This window comes from Desulfobacterales bacterium, from assembly GCA_034520365.1.
Classification (GTDB): Bacteria; Desulfobacterota; Desulfobacteria; order Desulfobacterales; family Desulfosalsimonadaceae; genus M55B175.
Genome location: JAXHNP010000006.1, coordinates 1,369,614 through 1,389,671, shown reverse-complemented (window position 1 = coordinate 1,389,671; position 20,058 = coordinate 1,369,614). Strand labels below are relative to the sequence as shown.

The 20,058-nt window shown below is 53.8% G+C and carries 16 protein-coding genes; 7 read left to right on the top strand and 9 right to left on the bottom strand.

Annotated elements, in window-relative coordinates:
- Positions 1-19 precede the first annotated feature (19 nt).
- The 4 genes from ahbD (at position 20) to U5L07_14225 (ending at position 4,585) form a co-directional block, all read left to right on the top strand.
- Positions 20-1,126 (top strand): heme b synthase, encoded by a 1,107-nt coding sequence (gene ahbD / locus U5L07_14240; protein ID MDZ7832903.1) that lies wholly within the window; start codon positions 20-22, stop codon positions 1,124-1,126.
- A gap of 61 nt (positions 1,127-1,187) precedes the next feature.
- Positions 1,188-2,201 carry a glycoside hydrolase family 3 N-terminal domain-containing protein gene (locus U5L07_14235; GenBank protein MDZ7832902.1) on the top strand — a complete coding sequence of 338 codons (1,014 nt, stop codon included), beginning with the start codon at positions 1,188-1,190 and terminating at the stop codon, positions 2,199-2,201.
- Positions 2,194-3,039: an alpha/beta hydrolase gene (locus U5L07_14230; protein MDZ7832901.1), complete on the top strand. Its 846-nt coding sequence runs from the start codon at positions 2,194-2,196 to the stop codon at positions 3,037-3,039. Before U5L07_14235 ends, U5L07_14230 begins: the two co-directional genes overlap by 8 nt.
- Positions 3,026-4,585, top strand: a complete 1,560-nt coding sequence (locus U5L07_14225; GenBank protein ID MDZ7832900.1) for a glycerol-3-phosphate dehydrogenase/oxidase — start codon at positions 3,026-3,028, stop codon at positions 4,583-4,585. Before U5L07_14230 ends, U5L07_14225 begins: the two co-directional genes overlap by 14 nt.
- Before the next feature lie 297 nt (positions 4,586-4,882).
- On the opposite strand, the gene U5L07_14220 is transcribed toward U5L07_14225, so the two are convergent.
- A complete protein-coding gene (locus U5L07_14220; GenBank protein MDZ7832899.1) occupies positions 4,883-5,857 on the bottom strand; it encodes a bile acid:sodium symporter in 975 nt (324 codons plus the stop codon).
- Between the two features lie 212 nt (positions 5,858-6,069).
- Here U5L07_14220 and smc point away from each other — a divergent pair, with 212 nt between their 5' ends.
- The 3 genes from smc to U5L07_14205 all read left to right on the top strand — a co-directional run bounded on the left by smc (position 6,070) and on the right by U5L07_14205 (position 11,586).
- Positions 6,070-9,702, top strand: coding sequence for a chromosome segregation protein SMC (gene smc, locus U5L07_14215; protein MDZ7832898.1), 3,633 nt, complete (start codon positions 6,070-6,072; stop codon positions 9,700-9,702).
- Positions 9,699-10,946 (top strand): signal recognition particle-docking protein FtsY, encoded by a 1,248-nt coding sequence (gene ftsY / locus U5L07_14210; protein MDZ7832897.1) that lies wholly within the window; start codon positions 9,699-9,701, stop codon positions 10,944-10,946. The genes smc and ftsY overlap by 4 nt, the downstream gene beginning before the upstream one ends.
- Before the next feature lie 367 nt (positions 10,947-11,313).
- A complete protein-coding gene (locus tag U5L07_14205; GenBank protein ID MDZ7832896.1) occupies positions 11,314-11,586 on the top strand; it encodes an HU family DNA-binding protein in 273 nt (90 codons plus the stop codon).
- Positions 11,587-11,698: 112 nt separating this feature from the next.
- On the opposite strand, the gene U5L07_14200 is transcribed toward U5L07_14205, so the two are convergent.
- The 8 genes from U5L07_14200 to recO form a co-directional block, all read right to left on the bottom strand.
- A complete protein-coding gene (locus U5L07_14200; protein ID MDZ7832895.1) occupies positions 11,699-11,986 on the bottom strand; it encodes an acylphosphatase in 288 nt (95 codons plus the stop codon).
- A gap of 64 nt (positions 11,987-12,050) precedes the next feature.
- On the bottom strand, positions 12,051-14,087 hold the full coding sequence (gene ligA / locus U5L07_14195; GenBank protein ID MDZ7832894.1) for an NAD-dependent DNA ligase LigA: 2,037 nt from the start codon (positions 14,085-14,087) through the stop codon (positions 12,051-12,053).
- Positions 14,087-14,818, bottom strand: a complete 732-nt coding sequence (locus U5L07_14190) for a nucleoside phosphorylase (GenBank protein ID MDZ7832893.1) — start codon at positions 14,816-14,818, stop codon at positions 14,087-14,089. Before U5L07_14190 ends, ligA begins: the two co-directional genes overlap by 1 nt.
- Positions 14,819-14,855: 37 nt before the next feature.
- The gene (locus U5L07_14185; GenBank protein MDZ7832892.1) at positions 14,856-15,116 is read right to left on the bottom strand and encodes a hypothetical protein; all 261 of its coding nucleotides are present in this window, start codon (positions 15,114-15,116) and stop codon (positions 14,856-14,858) included.
- A gap of 11 nt (positions 15,117-15,127) precedes the next feature.
- Positions 15,128-17,218, bottom strand: a complete 2,091-nt coding sequence (gene glyS, locus U5L07_14180; GenBank protein MDZ7832891.1) for a glycine--tRNA ligase subunit beta — start codon at positions 17,216-17,218, stop codon at positions 15,128-15,130.
- A gap of 98 nt (positions 17,219-17,316) precedes the next feature.
- Complete coding sequence (locus U5L07_14175) at positions 17,317-18,183, bottom strand: glycine--tRNA ligase subunit alpha (protein MDZ7832890.1); 867 nt, start codon at positions 18,181-18,183, stop codon at positions 17,317-17,319.
- A gap of 46 nt (positions 18,184-18,229) precedes the next feature.
- The gene (locus U5L07_14170; protein ID MDZ7832889.1) at positions 18,230-19,279 is read right to left on the bottom strand and encodes a galactokinase; all 1,050 of its coding nucleotides are present in this window, start codon (positions 19,277-19,279) and stop codon (positions 18,230-18,232) included.
- Positions 19,280-19,286: 7 nt separating this feature from the next.
- Positions 19,287-20,057: a DNA repair protein RecO gene (gene recO, locus U5L07_14165; GenBank protein MDZ7832888.1), complete on the bottom strand. Its 771-nt coding sequence runs from the start codon at positions 20,055-20,057 to the stop codon at positions 19,287-19,289.
- Position 20,058 lies beyond the last annotated feature (1 nt).

Below are 20,058 nucleotides of genomic sequence, written 5' to 3'. Positions count from 1 at the left end.
TTTTTGGAGAAAAGCCCCATTGAGTGCTGAAAAGCCCGAATCCCATCCCGGAAACCAGGCATCCACCCCCAAAAATGCCAACCTTCGGCTGGTAGCCTGGGAGGTGACCCGGAACTGCAACCTAAACTGCGCCCATTGCCGGGCTGCCGCCACCAACCAGGATTATGCCGGAGAGCTGGATACCCCGGCGGCGCTTCGGCTGCTTGACCGGATCGCCGAAGTCGGCCAGCCGATCGTCATTCTAACCGGCGGCGAGCCGCTCATGCGGCCGGATATTTTCGAGCTGGCGGAATACGGCACCGCCAAGGGGCTCCGGATGGTGATGGCGCCCAACGGCACATTGATTACCGAAGCGGTGGCCCAAAAAATGGCGGCCTCCGGCATTCAGCGCATCAGCGTCAGCCTGGACGGGGCCACCAAAGAGCGGCACGACGGCTTTCGCGGCGTTGACGGCGCGTTTGAAGGGGCGCTTAGGGGCATTGAGGCGGCCAAATCCCAGGGTATTGAATTTCAGATCAACACCACCATCAGCAAATACAACTATGATCAGATTCCCGAGATCCTCAAACTGGCGGAAAACCTGGGCGCTGTGGCGCTGCACATTTTCCTGCTGGTGCCCACCGGACGCGGGAAATATATCGTGGACCAGGCCATCACCGCAGAGGAATACGAATACACGCTGAACTGGTTTTATGATCAGAAACAGAAAACCAATCTTCAGCTAAAGGCCACGTGTGCCCCGCATTATTACCGGATTCTCAGGCAGCGGGCGCGCCAGGAGGGCCTCTCGGTGACCTATGACACCCATGGCCTGGATGCAGTCACCCGGGGCTGCCTGGGCGGCACATCCTTCTGCTTTATCTCGCACACCGGTATTGTGCAGCCCTGCGGTTTCCTGGATCTAAACTGCGGCGATGTGACCCAAACCCCGTTTTCAGAAATCTGGTGGCATTCCGGGATCTTTAACCAGCTGCGGAACTTTGACAACCTCAAGGGCAAATGCGGGGCCTGCGAGTTCAAGTCCGTCTGCGGCGGATGCCGCGCCCGGGCCTATGAAGCCACCGGCGACTATCTGGCGGAAGAACCCCTATGCAGCTATCAGCCCCGCTCAAAAACGAGCAGCTAGATGGCACCTGCGAAAACCTGAACACTGAAACCTGAAACTGATACAGCGGAGTTTAGGGAGCATGCAGGCAAATGATCTTTCAATCGAGCAGCTTGCCGGCCAGCGGCTGATGGTCGGATTTGACGGCACCGAGCTGACCGATGAGTTAAAACTTCAGATTGATACGATTAAAGCGGGCGGGGTGATTCTCTTTGCCAGAAACATCCAAGACCCGGCGCAAGTCCGCCGCCTGTGCTTTTCCATCCAGGATTATGCCAGATCCTGCGGCCAGCCGCCCTTATTTATTGCCGTGGACCAGGAAGGCGGCGTGGTAGCCCGGCTTAAAGCCCCCTTTACGGAGTTTCCCGGAAACCCCGCCATGAGCGGACCGGCAGATGCGATCGAATTTGCGGAAACAACCGCCAAAGAGCTTACCGAGGCGGGCTTTAACATGAACATGGCCCCGGTCGTAGATGTCGCCCCTGAAAGCTTTGACTCCGTGAATGCCAAACGCATATTCGGCCATGACCCGCAATATGTGGCGCAGATGGGCAGCACAGTAATCCGGCATTTTCAAACAAACGGGCTCATGGCTGTGGCCAAACATTTTCCCGGCATCGGCCGGACGGTTTTAGACTCCCACTATGAACTCCCGACTTTGGACAGTCCCCTCGCGGACATGGAAGCCTATGACCTGATTCCTTTCAGGGCCGCGGTCGAAAATCAGGCAGCCGGCATCATGCTCTCTCACATTCGATACACCGGCCTTGACCCGGACTGGCCCGCCAGTCTGTCGGCAAGAATCGCAAATGAGCTGCTGCGGCAAAAGCTCGGCTATAACGGCCTTGTTATCACAGATGATCTTGACATGGGGGCGATTGCCAAGCATTATGACATTAAAACCATTATTCGGCGGGTGATGAATGCAAATGTGGATATCGCCCTGATCTGCCATCCCGGCCCGAACATTGAAGCCGCGCGGGATGAAATCTTGCAGTCCATGCGCGAGGATGCCGGCTTTTATGCGGAAGGACTTGCCTCCGTTAACCGAATGGCTGAACTAAAAAATCAATTCATTGATACCCATAATGTTTAAAATTGCAGCCGGCGCCTTTGTTCTGTACGCCGCCTACTGCGGCCTGATATTTCTGGCCCAGCGGCCGGTGATGTTTCCGCGGCAAATTATTCAGACCCCGGCCCGGCCGGATCTCTCAAATAAATCCGGTGAAGTGGTTTGGGTGCCCACCGAATTTGGACAAGTAGAAGCCTGGTATCTAAAGCCGCAAACCGGCGTCCCGCCCTACCCCATAATGATCGTTGCCCATGGAAACGGGGAACTGATTGATGATAACCTGGCAGACGGGCTTTATATGGCCGCCCGGGGGATCGGGGTCCTGCTGGTGGAATATCCCGGTTACGGCCGGTCCCCGGGGCGGCCGTCCATGGGAAGCATTTCAGAGACCTTTACAAACGCCTATGACCTTATCACCCGGCGCCCGGAAGTGGACGCTTCAAAGGTGGTTTTGTTCGGCCGCTCGCTGGGCGGCGGCGCGGTCTGTGACCTGTCGCGGCACCGCCCGTCCGCGGCCATGATTCTGATGTGCACCTTCACGGACACCCGGTTTTTTGTAAAGCGCTATCTGGCGCCGGCCAGCCTCACCCGGGATCCGTTTGATAACCTGGAAGCCGTATCCGAATATCAGTCACCTGTTTTAATCATCCATGGCCGGCAGGATGAAGTCATCCCGTGGGAGCATGGCAGGCGTCTTTACGAGGCTTCGCCAAACGGACAAATGGTATCCTATGACTGCGGGCATAATGATTTTCCCCTGGCTTTTCGCGAAACCATTGTCGACTTTCTGAATCCACATATCATGCAAAAAAAAGAACCGAATCAATCCGATCTCGACGGAGGTGTCCATGAACCGCGATGAAATGCTGTCCAGAATTCAACATGCCAATCAACCCTGGGACTTTGTCATCATCGGCGGCGGGGCCACCGGGCTGGCCTGCGCGATTGAGGCCGCATCCCGCGGTTATCAGACTATCCTGCTGGAGCAGGACGACTTTTCCAAAGGCACTTCCAGCCGGAGCACCAAGCTGATCCATGGGGGCGTGCGGTATCTGCAGCAGGGTAACATCACCCTGGTTCTGGAAGCCCTGAAAGAGCGGGGGCTGCTTCGAAAAAACGCCCCGCATTTAGTTCATAACCTGCGATTTGTGGTGCCCAACTACGATTGGTGGGAGGGTCCGTTCTACGGCATCGGTCTCAAGGTCTACGATATGCTGGCCGGAAAACACGGGTTCGGCCACTCCAAGTTCCTGTCCAAGGAAAAAACCCTGGAATATTTGCCGACCATCGAAACCAAGGGGCTTCGCGGAGGCGTCATTTATTATGACGGCCAGTTCGATGATGCGCGCCTGGCGGTGAATATGGCCCAAACCGCGGCCGAGCAGTCGGCCACTATGATCAATTATATGAAGGTCACCCGGTTGCAAAAGCAGAACGACATCGTCTCCGGGGTTAAGGCCAAGGACATGGAGACCGGAACGGAATACGACATCCCGGCCAAAGGGGTGATTAACGCCACCGGCGTATTCACGGACAGCATTTTAAAAATGGATGAGCCCGATACGGAAGGTATGATTATGCCCAGCCAGGGCATTCACATCGTGCTGGACAAGTCATTTCTGCCGGGAGACAGCGCCATTATGGTGCCGCATACCGCGGACGGCCGGGTGCTTTTTGCCACGCCCTGGCATGACAAGGTCGTTGTGGGCACCACAGACACGCTGATAAAGGACATCTCCCTGGAGCCGCGGGCTATGGAAGAAGAAATCGAATTTCTGCTGACCCATGCCGCCCATTATCTCACCAAAGACCCCTCGCCGAGTGATGTTTTAAGCATATTCGCTGGCCTACGGCCCCTGGTCAGCGAAGGCTCAGGCGGCAACACCGCGGCCATCTCCCGGGATCACACCATTCATATCTCCCGATCCGGCCTAGTGACGATTACCGGCGGGAAATGGACCACCTGCCGGAAGATGGCGGAGGATACCATTGATCAGGCCGCCACCGTGGCTCAACTGCCGGATTCATCGTCTGTGTCCGCAGATCTTCATATTCACGGATTTCATAGAAACAGCGAAAAATTCGGCGAACTTGCCATCTACGGATCCGATGCGCAGTCCATTATCGATCTGATGAATGAAAATGGCGACTATAAGGAAAAACTTCACGGGAATTTCACCACGGTGGCGGCGGAAGTCATCTATGCGGTGCGCCGGGAGATGGCCCGCACGGTTGAGGATTTCCTCTCCCGCCGGACCCGCGCGCTGCTGCTGGATGCCCGGGCCAGCATGGAGATGGCGCCCAAAGTCGCCGAACTTATGGCCCATGAACTGAAAAAAGACGAGGCCTGGACAGCCAACCAGGTTCATCAGTATCGGCAGTTGGCGTCCGGGTACCTGATTAATTAATTCGTTTAAATTTTTTCGGAGGAGTACGAGTACCGTCCCGCTCACGCGGGACTTGAGTACGATTAAGTTACTTAGAAGCACCCCCCCGGGGCCGCCGCCCAGGACCGAGCCTATAAATAGCTTTAAAGGCACTGAGGCACGGTAAATTTGTTCTATCTATTTTTCAGGCGGGCACGGTGGCCCGCCCTACGAATGGGGAAAAACCCGATTCATCGATAGGGTCGGCCACCGTGCCGACCATAAATTCTTGATTTTATCAACCTAATACCTAACACCCAAAACCTAATACCCGTAAAGTTACTTAGACGAGGACGGCTTTGCCGCAGGCCGCAGGCGCCCCACCAGAAACCCGTCAATCATGAGGCTGATGAAATGATGGCCCACGCACACCAGCAGGGCTTCACCGTATTCCGGAAACAGGGAGACCTGAAGGATAACCGAAAGGGGAAGGGTTTTCTGTATCCCCATAAAGAGGATGCCTTCCCGCCGGCCGGGGGGAATCTGAAAAAACCGGATGCTCAGCCAGGCCGCACCCAGAAGGGTCAGATGAAAGGCAAACACCAGCAGGACGATAATTAACAATTGGCCCTGGGAGGAAAGTACCACCGGTTTGGACTGGGCGATGCCCATCCAGACGATCCCCAGGATAAGCAGTTGATTGATTATCTGAAACCGGCTGGTGTGGCCCTGTATCCAGCGATACAGAATGGATCTGGCAAAAAGACCGATCAGTAAAGGCAGCACCACGAACAATCCGATTTTTATCATAACCGAAGCCTTGTCAATCACAATGGCGGTCTCATTGCCGGTCAATTCCAAAAGCAGGGACAAGGAAATCGGTATGGTGGCAACGGCCAGCATATTGGCGATCACGGTGATCACCAGTGAATGGGCCATTCGCCCGCCGGCCGCGCCGGTCATCACCACCCCGGAGCTCAGGGTGGTCGGCATGACGGCCACCAGGAACAGCCCGATTTTAATCCCGGCATTAATGGGCAAAAACTGGAGACACGCCGCAAGCACCGGGGAAATGATAAAAATCAAGATCAATGCGTGGACCGTGCCTTTTAAATCCGCCAGCCCCGCCCGAATCCGGCGCGGATCCAAAATCATCCCGGAAAAGAGGAATACCAAAAATATGACCAGATTCGGTCCGTAATGCTGTTTACACCATCGCCCGGCCTCAACCGTCAGATTGGTCACGTCCGCCAGGGTAATGGCAAAAACCAGGACAAGTCCCGCCAGAAACCAGTACTTTTTTATCAAATTCAACAGGTTCATCACATCCTTCAGGCATAATTTTTTATTGCAGAGTTTGGCAGAATCAGGTTAAGAATATAAAATTTGCATATACCAATTCTTTAAACAAACATCCACATAGAATTCGCCGGTTTTGGACACTTTCTCCCAGAAACAATTTAATTTTTTGCCAAATGATCCGGCCTGTGGCTCATAAGCCGGCAGGATCTGTCTGAGTTTTCTAAATGCGATTAAAACGACTTGAAATTTCAGGGTTTAAATCGTTTCCGGATAAATGCGCCATTGATTTTCCGCCGGGGATTTCCGCGGTAGTGGGCCCCAACGGCTGCGGGAAAAGCAATATTTTTGATGCCATCAAGTGGGTGATGGGCGAGCAGAGCATCAAGCAGCTGCGGGGCAAGTCTAGTGGAGATGTCATTTTTGCCGGCACTGACAAGCGGGCGGCTCTAAACCTGGCCGAAGTTTCCCTGATTCTCGCAAATGACGGCGGCCATCTGCCGGACGGGGTGGACCAGTACGCCGAAATCATGATCACCCGCCGGCTCTACCGTTCCGGGGAAAGCGTATATCTGCTGAATAAGCAGCCATGCCGGTTAAAGGATATTCACAATATTTTTCTTGGTTCCGGCATGGGCTCCAGATCCTGCGCGATTGTGCAGCAAGGCAATATCGGCGCCATTACCGAAGCCTCGCCGGAAGAGCGGCGCAGTTTTGTCGAGGAAGCTGCGGGCGTGATGCGGTATAAAACCCGAAAAAAGGAGGCACTCCAAAAGGTACAGACCACCCGCCAGAATTTAGACCGCTTAAACGATATCATCGAGGAAATTGAACAGCAGCTCTCCGGCCTCTTCAAGCAGGCCGAGACCGCCAAACATTACAAAGACCTCAAGGCCCGGCTCAAAGAAACGGATACCCGGGTCGCCGTGCACTATTACCTCACCTATGCCAGGCAGATCGAAAAAGCCGAGGCTGAATTAGCGGCGCTTTCCCAAAAAGATGCCGACCAGTCGGATGCGCTGGCGGATTTAAACTCCCGGCTTCAGCAGCTTCAATCGGAAACCTCGGAAAAAGAGGCCGCCATTTCTGACAAACGAACCAAAACCAGCGAAAAACAGCGGCAGCTTGATAAGCTGGAATCGGAACTCGCCTATCGGCAGCAGGAAAAAGACCGACTGGCAGATGAAATCAATGAATTACGGACTTCCCACCAAAACCTGATTGAAAAAAATGAACAGCTGGATGCGGAAATTGCCGAAGAAGCAGAAAATGAAAAACGGCTTGCCGCGGATATCCAGGAAATTAAAACCACGATTGAACAGGAAAGCGCCAAATCAAAGAAAATCCGCGAGCAATTAAAAAGCGCCAATGAAAAACTGGAGACCCAGCAAAGCCGGGTAATGGAGTTATCCGCCTATAAAGCCAAGTATCAGAATATCTACCAGAATGCCCAGGCCAACAAGGACAATCTGAAAAAACGGCTCAAGCGGCTGATCACCGATGAGGCCGAAGCATTGCAGACGGTTGAGGAGCTCTCCGAGGCGGAAGCCGATGCCAATGAACGGCATGAAAGCCTGGGCCATGAACTCGATGACCTGAAGACGCAGATTGACGACACCCGGTCGGTGCTCTCAGAGAAAAACGAGGCGCTCGGCAAACAGGTAAAAACCGTCAATACCCTGATCAATGAGCGCAGCAAACTGCGGTCCCGCTACTCCGCGCTTAAAAGAATGGAGGAAAACTACGAATGGTATAAAGACGGGGTCAAGCACATCATGAAGCACCCGGAAGCGGTGACCGGCGGCAATAAATCGCCGGACCAGGCGATTCTGGGAACCATCGCAGACGCCGTCACTCCGGCCGGCAGCTATGAATTGGCCCTTGAAGCCTGCCTTGGCGAGGCCCTCCAGTTTATTCTGGTTTCAGACCGGCAGACCGGCGCGGATGCGATTAACTACCTTAGGGAAAAAGATGCCGGCCGATGCGGATTCATGCCCCTGCATTCATTAGAAGATGAATCCCCCCTGCCCGCGCCGGATCAAAACGGAACCGACTTTCTGATCAATCATTTACGTATCGAAAACGGATTTGAGGCAACCATCCGGCACCTGGTGGGCTGGACACGGGTGGCGGAGGATTTTGACAGTGCGCTCCGGATCAAAAAAACCACGCCGGACACGCCCGTGGTAACGAAATCCGGGGATTTCATCTCATCAACCGGCGTCATGGTTGGCGGCAGCGCCGGCAAGCTGACCGGTATTTATGAGAAAAAGCACGAAATCCGGGAATTGAATCAAAACATTTCCGATTTGAGCGAACGCATCACCACTGAAGAAAGCAAGCAGTCCGCGCTTGAGGCGGATATCCGCCAGCTTGAGACCACGCTCTACGAAATCAATGAGCAGAAGCAAACCATCGAAACGGAGCGGGCCCAGATAGAAAAGGATTTATACAAAACCGCCGAGCGGCTGAAACATGCCCGGCGGCAACATGAGATCATCTGCCTGGAAAAGGAGCGCCTGGAAGGGGAAAAGGAGGACATCGAAACCGAGATTGCAGAGCATGATACCGCCCTGGAAGCCATTAAACAGGATATCGCGGAAGCCGATGCCGCGGTGAATGAAACCAAGCAGACCATCGAAACGCTCTCTGAAACCGTCAAATCCCATGACCAGCACGAGGTCAATTTAAAAATGGATATGACAAAGCTCCAGGCAGAGCTCGATTCCTCCCGCTCAACCCTTCGCCGGCTCCGCAAGTTCAGCGAGGACAGCGGCAATCAGATCGAAAACATCCGCTCAGACATTGAAATTAAAACCGAGCGGCAGCATAAGGCGGAAGAATCCATCCAAAGCCTTAATACACGGATCGCTGAAGAGCAGACCGCGATGGCGGAGATGAATAGCGCGCTTAAAGCAGCCGAAGAAGACTATCAATCGCTGAGTCAGCAGATCAAATCGATTGAGAGCACCATCGCCAAAACCAAACAACACCTCAGCAAAGCCCAGGAAAAGCGGCATCAGCTGGAACTCGACCTCTCCCGGTACAAAATCAATCAGGATAATGTGACCAACCGGTTCCTGGAACAATATGCCGACTCCTTTACCCGGTATGTAAACGAATACCGGCCGGTGGTGGAAAGCGCTGATTTTTCCATTGAGCGCGAAGAAGCAAACCGCACGGAAATAAAAAGAGAGATCGAATCCCTGGGTGAGGTGAACTTAGCCGCCATTACCGCCTATGAAGAGCAGAAGGCAAGGTATGATTTTTTTGTGGAACACCGCGACGACCTGGTGAGCGCATTAAATGACCTGCATAATGTCATCCAGCGGATCAACAAAATCACGCAGAAACTCTTTGTGGATACGTTTGAAGCCATTAATGAAAAATTCCGCGAGCTCTTCCCAAAGCTCTTTGAAGGCGGCAAAGCATGGCTCGAGCTCACCCAGCCGAATGATCCGCTGGAGACCGGGGTGGAACTGATGATCCATCCGCCCGGCAAAAAGCTAAGCCGCCTGAGCCTTCTCTCCGGCGGGGAAAAAGCGCTTTCCGCCATTGCGTTTATTTTTTCCATCTTTTTAATAAACCCCGCCTCCTACTGTCTTCTGGATGAAATCGATGCACCGCTCGATGAAGTCAATATTCACCGGTTCAACGAGCTGCTGCGGATCATCGGTGAAAAATCCCAGATTATTATGGTCACCCACAATAAAAACTCCATGGAATTCGCTGATGTGCTCTATGGCATTACCATGGGCGAGAGCGGGGTTTCAAAAATCGTATCTGTGGATGTCGAACGGATCCTGGATGAAACAACGACTGACAACGAAAGTTCGCAACCTGTAAGGAAGCTCCAATGATTGAATTTGCGCTTGATCTGATAGCCCTTCTCGAGTTCGGCCTGGACTGGACAATAACCCGCATCTCCGGGTTTCTGCCGGAGACCCTTGGATTTCTTCTGATTATTTTCCTGATACTTATGATCCGGCGGATCCGGCGGCGGCGAAAGCTGAAAAAAATCGCGGGCATCAAGCCGGGTGAAACGGAGACGTCGGCGATAGAGGAGCCGGCAGCGGAAAGGCCGGCTCCCTGGGATACTGGAAAAACAGCTGAAATTACGGCGGCCGAAGCAGAAACTGAGCCGGAAATGCCGGAAGCCGAACCGCCGGCACCTGAGATCGAAGCGGAAGAGAAAGAGGAAGCGGAAGCGGTCGGTTTTTTCGGACGCCTTAAAAACGGGTTATCCAAAACCCGGCAGTCATTTTCCAGGCAAATCGAATCTGCTTTTTCAGGCGGCGGCATTGACGAGGAGGCGCTTGAGCAGATCGAGGAGGCCCTGATTACCGCAGATGTCGGTGTTGACACAAGCATGGAGCTGATCGACCGGATTTCCCGGGCGAAAACATCCGTAAATGATATGACAGCATTCAAAAATCTTTTGAAAACAGAAATGCAGTCGTTCATCGATTACGGTGAGCCGCCGCCATGCCTTACCAAGCCGTATGTTATCATGGTTGTGGGCGTCAACGGGGTAGGCAAAACCACGACCATCGGCAAACTTGCCGCCAAGTATCGATCCGAGGGCAAAAGTGTGGTTCTGGGGGCTGCGGACACATTCCGGGCCGCGGCGGTGGAACAGCTTGAAATCTGGGGCGAGCGGGCCGGGGCCGATATCGTCAAGCACCGGGACAAAGCCGACCCGGCGGCCGTGGCCTATGACGCGGTGCAGGCTGGACAGGCGCGAAATTCAGACATCGTGATCATAGACACCGCCGGCCGGCTGCACACCAAGGTCAATCTGATGGAGCAGCTCAAAAAAATAAAGCGCACGGTTTCCCGGCAGATCCCGGATGCCCCCCATGAAATCCTGCTGGTCGTTGACGCCACCACCGGCCAGAATGCCATCTCCCAGGCAAAAATGTTTCATCAGGACATGGGGATTACGGGTATTGCGCTGACCAAACTGGATGGCACAGCCAAAGGCGGCATTGTCATCGGCATCAGCCATGTCCTTAACATACCGATACGCTATATCGGCATTGGCGAAAAAATTTCCGACCTCCAGCCGTTCGATCCGCAGATGTTCATTGATGCGCTGTTTTAGGCTGCGGAAACATAGAATTGATAAGGAAGCGGCGGCAGCCTGATTTGCAAAATTTAAAAAAATTCCTTTCCGAATGCGGTCTTTCTACCCCCCTTCTCCATGGCCATATCAGGGTTTAGCCTCTTCGCATTAAATTAACCGCCATACATCGCCAGACGCCATGATAATGGGGGTATCATTTCATACTAATACAGCATCTTGATGCTTTGACGGTTCAAAACGCAATGGATAAGGTGCTTAACAGAATATTATTTTAAAAAAAATTGAAAAAATCGCATTTTATGTATTGACATGGGGTAATGCCTCCTATAAGGTTCCAATTAATCAGGGCTTTTTTAACCTTTAAATCAAAAAAAGGGAGGGAAGTATGACTAAAGCAGAAATCGTCGAAAAAATGGCCAAAGATGCCGGGATTTCAAAGGTTGCTGCAAGCGCCGCGTTGAACTCCTTCATGGACGGCGTTACCAAAGCACTCAAGAAAAAAGATGGCAAAGTGACGCTGGTAGGATTCGGCACATTCGCGAAAGTCCGCCGCAAAGCCAGAACCGGCCGCAATCCCCAGACCGGGGATCCCATCAAGATCAAAGCCCGCAACGTTGTAAAATTCAAGCCCGGCAAGATGTTAAGGGAATCGGTTTAAGCTGCAAAAATGCATTTGAATGATTAAGAGGCAGTAATTTCCCTGCGGAAGTTACTGCCTCTTTTTTTATTTGCTTTTCAAGCTGGCTGGCCTTTAGGCCGGAATTCTTTGCTTACATGGTATACCGAACATCAAACCCCTGCATATCGCCCTTATAAGTTTCTTCTGTTATATCAATATCCGTTACATTGGCAACGGGCGGCCCCTTTCGGCACCATTCCAGCATCTGATCGACTTTTTCCGCATCTCCCTCTATCAGGGCCTCAACATTTCCGTCGGATTTATTGCGGACCCAGCCGTTAACCCCGATCTGTTCAGCCGCCCGCATGGTTTCCATTCGAAAATTAACGCCCTGGACGCGTCCCTCGATGATTGCCCGTACGCGTTTTTTGTCTGCCATAGCTATCACCTCCAATTCTAATCACTAAACATTTGTCCGCGTCAACGCAAAGCAGAGAAAAAGTTCAGGAAACAAGCGCCTTGAAATCAGCTTCGCTTAAAACGGCAATCCCGAGCGCTCTGGCTTTCTCCATCTTTGAGCCCGGGGATTCGCCGGCAACCACATAATCGGTTTTGCTGCTGACCGAGCCGGCCACTTTGCCGCCGGCCGATTCAATCTCCTGCCTGGCCTCATCCCGGGTCATGGTTTCAAGCTTACCGGTCAGCACAAAGGTGCGGCCGGCCAGTTGATTGCTCTGCGGTCTTTCAGCCGGCGTCTGGATCTCAACCCCGCTATCCAGCATCGCCTGGATGGTTTTCCAGTTTTCCGGCCGGCTGAAAAACTCGTAAATGCTTGATGCCACCACCGGCCCGATGCCGTCTATGGCTTCCAGCTCTTCGGTGGATGCCCGGGATAACGCATCCAAATCCGTGTAGCGCTCTGCAAGGATACTGGCGGTATGCTGGCCCACATGCCGGATACCGATGGCATACAGAAATCGCGCCAAAGAAATTTTTTTGCTCTCTGAAATGGCATTGACAAGATTCTCGGCGGATTTATCCCCCATGCGCTCAAGCTCTCTCAGCTGATCCCGGGAAAGCTTGAAAATATCCGCATACGAGGCCACGTAATTTTTCTCCACCAGCTGGTCAATCAGCTTATCCCCCAGCCCGTCAATATCAAACGCCGCCTTGGACGCCAGGTGCTTGATATTGGCCTTTAGCTGGGCCGGGCAGTTGACGTTGATGCAGCGGGTAATCGCCTCCTCATCCCGAACCGCCCGGGCGCCGCAGACCGGACATGTTTTGGGCATCTCAAACGGCAATTCAGAGCCGTCCCGCGAAGCGGTGATCACCTTCACCACCTCAGGAATCACGTCTCCGGCCCGCTGCACGAATACCTCATCCCCGATCCGGACATCTTTTTTCCTGACCTCATCCTCATTATGAAGCGAGGCCCGGCTGACCATCACGCCGCCGACATTAACCGGCTCCAACCGCGCCACCGGCGTGAGCGCCCCGGTTCTTCCCACCTGAACCCGGATGTCGACCACTTTGGTCCGCTCCTGAAGCGCTGCAAATTTAATGGCAATCGCCCATGGAGGACTCGCCCGACGCGAGCGTTTTGAGTTAGCAACAAGCTCTTGCTGAAAGGAGAAGCGGTCCACCTTGACCACCATCCCGTCAATCTCATAGCCAAGTGACAGGCGTTTTTCATTTAACTCCCGGTAATAGGCCAGGGCTTTTGAAATATCGATTTGGTAGCGGATCAGCGGATTAATGCGAAACCCCAGATTCTCAAGCCGGCGAAGCACCTCTGCGTGGGAATCCGCGGCAGTTAATTCCGGGGCCACGCCCACGCCGTAGACATAGATTTCAAGCGGCCGCCGGGCGGTGATCCGCGAGTCCAGCTGGCGGAGCGATCCGGCCGCGGCGTTTCTGGGGTTGGCAAAAAGGGATTGATTCTCAGCCAGCCGGCGCTTGTTAAGGGCTTCGAAATTATCCTTTGTAATGATTACTTCGCCCCGGACTTCAAGCGTTTCAGGTACTTTTTGGCTTCCGGCGGGCGTGATCACCAACGGGACTGAAGAAATGGTTTTGATGTTGGGGGTTATGACCTCCCCGACTTGGCCGTCGCCCCGGGTGGAGGCCATGGTCAGCCGGCCGTTTTCATATACCAGTTCCACGGCCACGCCGTCCAGCTTGGGCTCGGCGGTATAAAGGATCTCTTCCGCCGTATCAAGAAAGCGCTTCACCCGCTGATCGAATGCAATCAGCTCATTCTCACTAAAGCCTTTATCCAGGCTGAGCATGGGAATCGAATGCGCCACCGTCTCGAACTTGTCCAGCGGCTCAGAGCCCACGCGTGCGGTAGGGGAATCCGGCCGGGCGAGTTCGGGACAGGTATTTTCAAGCGAAATAAGTTCCTGCATCATCCGGTCATATTCGGCATCCGAGATTTCCGGATCATCCAGAACAAAATACCGGTAATTGTGCCGGTGCAGCTCTTTCTGCAAATATGCCGCCCGCTCTTCGGTTTCTGGATCAACACCGCCGGCCATTACAGGTCCCCTTTCGTCATAAAAATTTCTGGCAGCAAAGAACAAACCCGATGCCGGGTGCGTTTAAACCGTTTTTCTGAGAAACCCGGCTGCCAATCCCCGTGGGACAGGTCATCAGATATCACAAGTAAGCAGCCGATAGGAATCGAACGGTATCCGGAGACGGAAAACAATGCGGAGGCTTCCATTTCAACAGCAAGTGCCTCCTGGGCCTGATAATGCGCTATTTTTTCGGGCGTTTCATTAAAAAGCCCATCAGTGGTCCATATGGCGCCACCGTGGATCGCTGCCGGGCTCACATCCAAGCGGGACTGCAGCTTTTCCTGAAGCCCGGTGTTTGGAAATGAAGCCGCTGTGTTATCATTAAAATAACACCTTGTCGTACCTTCATCAACCAGGGCGCGGGTGGGGATAATCACATCGCCGATGCCAAGCACAGACGACAGGGCGCCGGCCCATCCATAATATATGATTTCTCCGGCCCCCCAGGCGATCAGATTTTCAAGCAGCGCCACCGCATAGGGGGCGCCCATGAAAGGGCCGATCACCGTGAGATCGCCCAGTATATAGAGCCGGCTCATCAGGACCCGATGGCTGGCTTCTGCTTTAAGATTCAGGGATTTTGGGATGGCTGCAATGTCGGCGGGATGGCTGACCATCAGCACCGAAAAGCCTGGTTCCAGTCCGGCAGGGGGGCGAAGCGGCTTTATGAGCCCATCTGTTTTTTCCATGCATTGACGGCCTTAAAAAATGGCGGCGGGCAGCCGGCTATTTATTCGGATCCACCAGGCCGGCCAGTTCATCCTTTACTTCATCAATTACGTCATAGAGCCACATCACATCCTCTATTGACAGGCGGCCCGCTTTAGCCGGTCGGCCTTCGGTGCCGTCTTTTTTCATTAAAATCCGGGGGCCGATTTGCAGCTTGGGCTCGCTTTCCCCGTATTGGTTGATGGATATCCGAAGACCGGTTTCCTCGTTTTTCCATTGCTTGATACATTTGTCCTTTTCCGGATCATAGCCGGCCATAATTCCTCCATCTATGTTGAAATTTTCGAAAAATCCGCCAGTAACGCAAATAGCCGGGATATCCGGCTTAACAACGCCAGGCGGTTCTGCCGCAGCCCGGCATTATCACTCATTACCAGCACATCGTCAAAAAATTGGTCCACCGGACTGCGCAGCGCGGCGACCGCAGTAAATGCCTGGTCAATCCGCCTCTCTGCCAGCATTTGTCTGACCTCTTCCCGAATGGCCGTAAACTTATCAAACAGGGCGTTTTCCGCCGGATACTCAAAAAGCGAGGGCTCCACTGTTTCATTTGCCGTGTCCGCGGGGTCCGCCTTTCGGATGATGTTCACCACGCGCTTAAAGCCGGTCGCCAGGGTATCAAATTCCGGCTCGTTTTTAAGCTGCTGAAGCGAGCGGGCCTTCTCGGCAATAACCGGCAGCTCATCGGATTGAGAGACCGAAAGGACGGCTGCCACGGCATCCCTGGCAATCCCTTCGGATTCCAATATATGCGCCAGGCGGTTCATCAAAAATGATTCTGCCTGCCCGGCAGCTTCCTCAAAAGACGTATGGGGCTTTATGTCCTTAAACGTGGCAAGGCTCATCGCGATCAGCTCATTTAAAGACAGGGCAAAACCATTTGCCAGGATAATCTGCAAGAGCCCGATACCCTGCCGCCTGAGCGCATAGGGGTCAGACGCGCCCGATGGGATCAGCCCGATCAAAAAACATCCGCAGATGGTATCAATCTTTTCAGAAATGCTTAAAACACTGCCGGGAACGGTTTCCGGAAGCTGGCCGCCGGAATATACGGGCCGGTAGTGCTCTTCTATGGCCTGGGCGCAAAGTTTTTCTTCACCGGCGGCCCGGGCATAAATGCGGCCCATCACCCCCTGGAGTTTGGGAAATTCGTTTACCATCTGGGAGACCAGGTCGGCCTTGGATAACCAGGCCGCCCGGTCCAGCTGCTTTGCGGTCTCCGGCGCCAGGGCCAGGTGACCGGCTATCTTTTCGGCAACGCTTCTGACCCGGCTCACCTTGTCAAACACAGAGCCCAGATCCGCCTGAAACAGCACGTGCTTTAACTTTTCGGTCATGTCGTCAGGGGAGACATTTAAGTCCGTTTTGAAAAAGAACCGGGCATCCTCCAATCGGGCCTTAAGCACCCGTTCATGCCCGCGCTTGATCAGGTCCATGTCTTTGGCCAGGGTATTGTTGACAGCCAGAAAACAGGGCATGACCCGATTCTCTTTATCCACCACCGCAAAATAGCGCTGGTGCTCGCGCATGGCGGTGATCAGGACTTCACGCGGAATCTCCAGAAACCGTTCATCAAAGGCGCCCAAAACCGTGGCCGGATATTCGATCAGGTTCGTGACAATATCCACCAGCTCCGCATCCGGCAGCACGGAGCCGCCCACCGGTTTGACCGCCTCCGCCATCTGCTGTTCCATTTGGACCCGGCGCGCTTTAATATCGGTAATTACCCACGCATCTTTTAATGCCGGCAGATACGCTGCGGCATCGGAGAGCTTGATTTTTTTGGGATACAGAAACCGGTGCCCGAAGGTATAGCGATTGCTTTTGATCTCGCCCACTGTAAACGATATGACCTGATCGCCAAGAAGAGCCAGCAAAGAGTGAATGGGTCGGGCGAATAAGATATTCAAATTCGACCACCGCATGGTCTTTGGAAACGGAATGGCCAGGACAAGGCCGGCCAGTGAGTTTTTCAGCATCGTTTTTGTGGCCCGGGCCGGATCGGTTTTTCGTGCCACCACGTATCGCCCCTTCTCCGTCTCCCTGACCAAGAGCCGGTCGAGCGGGACGCCGTTTTTTTCGGCAAACTTTTTCGCCGCTACTGTCGGCGTGCCGCTTTCATCAAATGCCACTTTTGCCGGCGGCCCCATGAGTTCCTGGGTCTGGGGCGTCTGCCGGTCCGCCACATCATCGATCATGACCGCAAGCCGCCGCGGGGTGCCGAACACGCGAGCCTCTCCGTGGGAAATCCGGTGCTGATCCAGATACTGAAGCAAACTACCAGAAAATGCTTTCAAGGCCGGCCCGATATAGCCGGCCGGGAGTTCTTCGGTTCCGATTTCAACCAGTAGCTGAGCCATTATTTCCTCATGTTAATGTAACCTAAATTTAGGTATAAATTGTCTGTCCCTAACACCTAACACCTAATACCCAATACCTAATATTCAACACCCAATACCTAACCCATCAACGGATGCCCCAAGGCTTCGCGCTGACGAATGTATGCCTCGGAACACTTCCGGGCCAGCTGCCGAATTCGGGCGATATAGCCGGTTCGCTCGGTCACGCTGATGGCGCCGCGGGCATCGAGAAGATTAAAGACATGCGAACATTTAAGGCAGTATTCATACGCCGGCACCACCAGATCATCCGCAATGATGCGGGTGGACTCGGCTTCAAATTTACTGAAAAAGTCAAACAGCATCTCAACATCCGCAGCTTCAAAATTATACGTGGACTGCTCCACCTCCTCCCGATGATGAATATCCCCGTAATTCAAACGATCATTCCATTTCAGGTCAAACACATTGTCCACACCCTGCAGGTACATGCAGATCCGCTCCAGGCCATAGGTGATTTCCACAGACACCGGATGCACCTCAATGCTTCCGGTCATCTGAAAATAGGTGAACTGGGTGATCTCCATCCCGTCCAGCCAAACCTCCCAGCCCAGGCCGGCGGCACCCAGGGTCGGGGATTCCCAGTCATCCTCAATAAACCGGATATCGTGTTCCAGCGCATCGATGCCCAGTTTTTTGAGACTTTGCAGAAACTGGGTCTGCACATCCAGCGGGGAAGGTTTAAGAATCACCTGGAACTGATAATAATGCTGGAGCCGATAGGGGTTTTCACCGTACCTGCCGTCCGTGGGCCGCCGGGACGGCTGTACATAAGCCACTTTCCAGGGTTCCGGCCCCAGGGCCTTTAAAAGTGTTGCCGGATGAAAGGTACCGGCCCCCACTTCCAGATCATAAGGCTGTTCAATAATACAGCCTTTCTGCGCCCAGAAATTCTGTAAAGAAAGGATCACGTCCTGAAACTTCATCTATGGATACCACCTGTATTTTATAATTATGCGGTTAAGCAGTCTTTTACATCAACCCGTCCGCATCTATTGATGCGTCCAAAAGCCGGCCATCCGGCACAGCATCCAAAATATCAGACCATTTGCCGCGCAGCGCCTGAATATTATCCGGAGTCCCTATCGCCCAGAGGCAGCCGCCGCCCCCGGCGCCGCAGAATCTGGCCCCGCACCCGGTCTCCCGTGCGGCAGCAACCAGGCGGGCGCCGGTCTCATCCAGCACATCCGGGGTGAGCTGACACCGAATATCTGTCTCCCGATTCATCCAGTAAACAGCCGCATCATAATCCAAATTTTCAATGGCCCCGGCGAATTCTCTCGTGCACCCGGCAATTTCCACCCATTCCCTGCGGGTATGGCCGGCAAGAAACCCGTTAACCCATCGGCTGTTAATATCTTTTGAAACGTGAGGTATTCCGCAATAGGCCAGCAGAAGGGATTTGTCAAGCAATGAATGCGTTGCCGCCGGGACCAGCGGTTTTTGCTCATAAACCGGGCGCCCTGCCCGGCTTTCCCAGGACCAGGCATGCACACCGCCGTATACCGCAGCCAGCTGGTCCTGAAGCCCGCATGGGACCCCGGCAATGCTCTGTTCAATGGCATGCGCCAGAAGCGCTATTTGATCCTTTGGCAGGGCCTGCTTTCCCATCTTCGCAAACAGTTTCTGATAAGCACCGATCATGGCCACCGCCGCCACCGAGGAACCGCCCAGCGCGCTTTGGGGCGGAGATGCGGAATCAATTTGGATATGAATGCCGTCTATGCGATAATAGGCGGCAACGGCAAACATCAGCCCCATGGGATGGGCAAACGGCAGCTCATCCAGCCTGTATTCAGCACTTTCAAACCCCCGGGAGGAAATCCGGACATACCCTTCCTGATGCGGGCTCAGCCGCACGGCGGTTTGCAGATTGACCGCGATATTGACCGTGCAGGGGCCAAGATAGGCCAAAGGATAATAAAAACTGCTGATATCAAGCGTCCCCCCCATATCCACCCGACAGGGGGCGGAGGCCTGGATGGATTCATTTTCGAGTATGTCTTGAATGGATGCAGCCATTACCGGTTCAGAATTTAAAGGTCCGCATTTGATTCAAAAACTTCAGGCTCTTGGGCTCCCGGCCCAGATGATAGGGGACAAAGGCCTCCAAAAACGGCAAGCCCTCTTTAACCGCCAAATCCGTGAATTTAAGGCGGCCGGCATTTCCCGGACGGCTTGCCTGAATCCAGAGGAGCTGCTTGACAGTTCCCCGGGAAAGCTGGTGCCGTATCGGTTGATCCGACAAACATCCTTGACATACCAGCCCGCCCTTAGCAAGATCAAAACCAAACCGATCGCCCCGGAGTTTTTCCAAATCCTTCCGGCAGCGGCTGCACTGCCTTAAATCCGGGGAGAGGCCGGAGAAGCTCAAAAAATAGAGTTGAAACACAATGCTGGTGACCCCGGGATTTTCGCCCGTATCCAGGGCCGTCAAGCTGTATCTGAGCAGCTGATAGATCTTCTGCTGCGGCTTTCCCTCTTCCAGCCAGGCAAATACCAATTCGGTCCAGTAACTGGCATACGCGGTGTTCAAAGGGTGTCCCCGGATGCTGGCAAACGGCTGCTGTAGCGCGGCCTCCTTGATCACCGGAAGCCCTCCTTTTCGGGGCAGCGCAGCGACAAGTGTCATCTCAGAGAAAAGCTCCAGCGTCCCGGAGAAGCGTTTTTTGCTTTTCCGGGCATATTTGGCCATCATGGTGACCTTGCCGTAATCAAAGGTCAGCAGGGTGACAATCAGGTCATGCTCCCCGTATTCAATTCGGCGGAGCAGAATACCGGAAGTGGATATGGTTGACATG

Bases quoted from the DNA above. Each gene is read 5' to 3' on its own strand.
- U5L07_14235 (MDZ7832902.1), top strand. From the start codon at position 1,188: ATGCAGGCAAATGATCTTTCAATCGAGCAGCTTGCCGGCCAGCGGCTG.
- U5L07_14230 (MDZ7832901.1), top strand. From the start codon at position 2,194: ATGTTTAAAATTGCAGCCGGCGCCTTTGTTCTGTACGCCGCCTACTGC.
- U5L07_14225 (MDZ7832900.1), top strand. From the start codon at position 3,026: ATGAACCGCGATGAAATGCTGTCCAGAATTCAACATGCCAATCAACCC.
- smc (MDZ7832898.1), top strand. From the start codon at position 6,070: ATGCGATTAAAACGACTTGAAATTTCAGGGTTTAAATCGTTTCCGGAT.
- ftsY (MDZ7832897.1), top strand. From the start codon at position 9,699: ATGATTGAATTTGCGCTTGATCTGATAGCCCTTCTCGAGTTCGGCCTG.
- U5L07_14205 (MDZ7832896.1), top strand. From the start codon at position 11,314: ATGACTAAAGCAGAAATCGTCGAAAAAATGGCCAAAGATGCCGGGATT.
- U5L07_14200 (MDZ7832895.1), bottom strand. From the start codon at position 11,986: ATGGCAGACAAAAAACGCGTACGGGCAATCATCGAGGGACGCGTCCAG.
- ligA (MDZ7832894.1), bottom strand. From the start codon at position 14,087: ATGGCCGGCGGTGTTGATCCAGAAACCGAAGAGCGGGCGGCATATTTG.
- U5L07_14190 (MDZ7832893.1), bottom strand. From the start codon at position 14,818: ATGGAAAAAACAGATGGGCTCATAAAGCCGCTTCGCCCCCCTGCCGGA.
- U5L07_14185 (MDZ7832892.1), bottom strand. From the start codon at position 15,116: ATGGCCGGCTATGATCCGGAAAAGGACAAATGTATCAAGCAATGGAAA.
- glyS (MDZ7832891.1), bottom strand. From the start codon at position 17,218: ATGGCTCAGCTACTGGTTGAAATCGGAACCGAAGAACTCCCGGCCGGC.
- U5L07_14175 (MDZ7832890.1), bottom strand. From the start codon at position 18,183: ATGAAGTTTCAGGACGTGATCCTTTCTTTACAGAATTTCTGGGCGCAG.
- U5L07_14170 (MDZ7832889.1), bottom strand. From the start codon at position 19,279: ATGGCTGCATCCATTCAAGACATACTCGAAAATGAATCCATCCAGGCC.
- recO (MDZ7832888.1), bottom strand. From the start codon at position 20,057: ATGTCAACCATATCCACTTCCGGTATTCTGCTCCGCCGAATTGAATAC.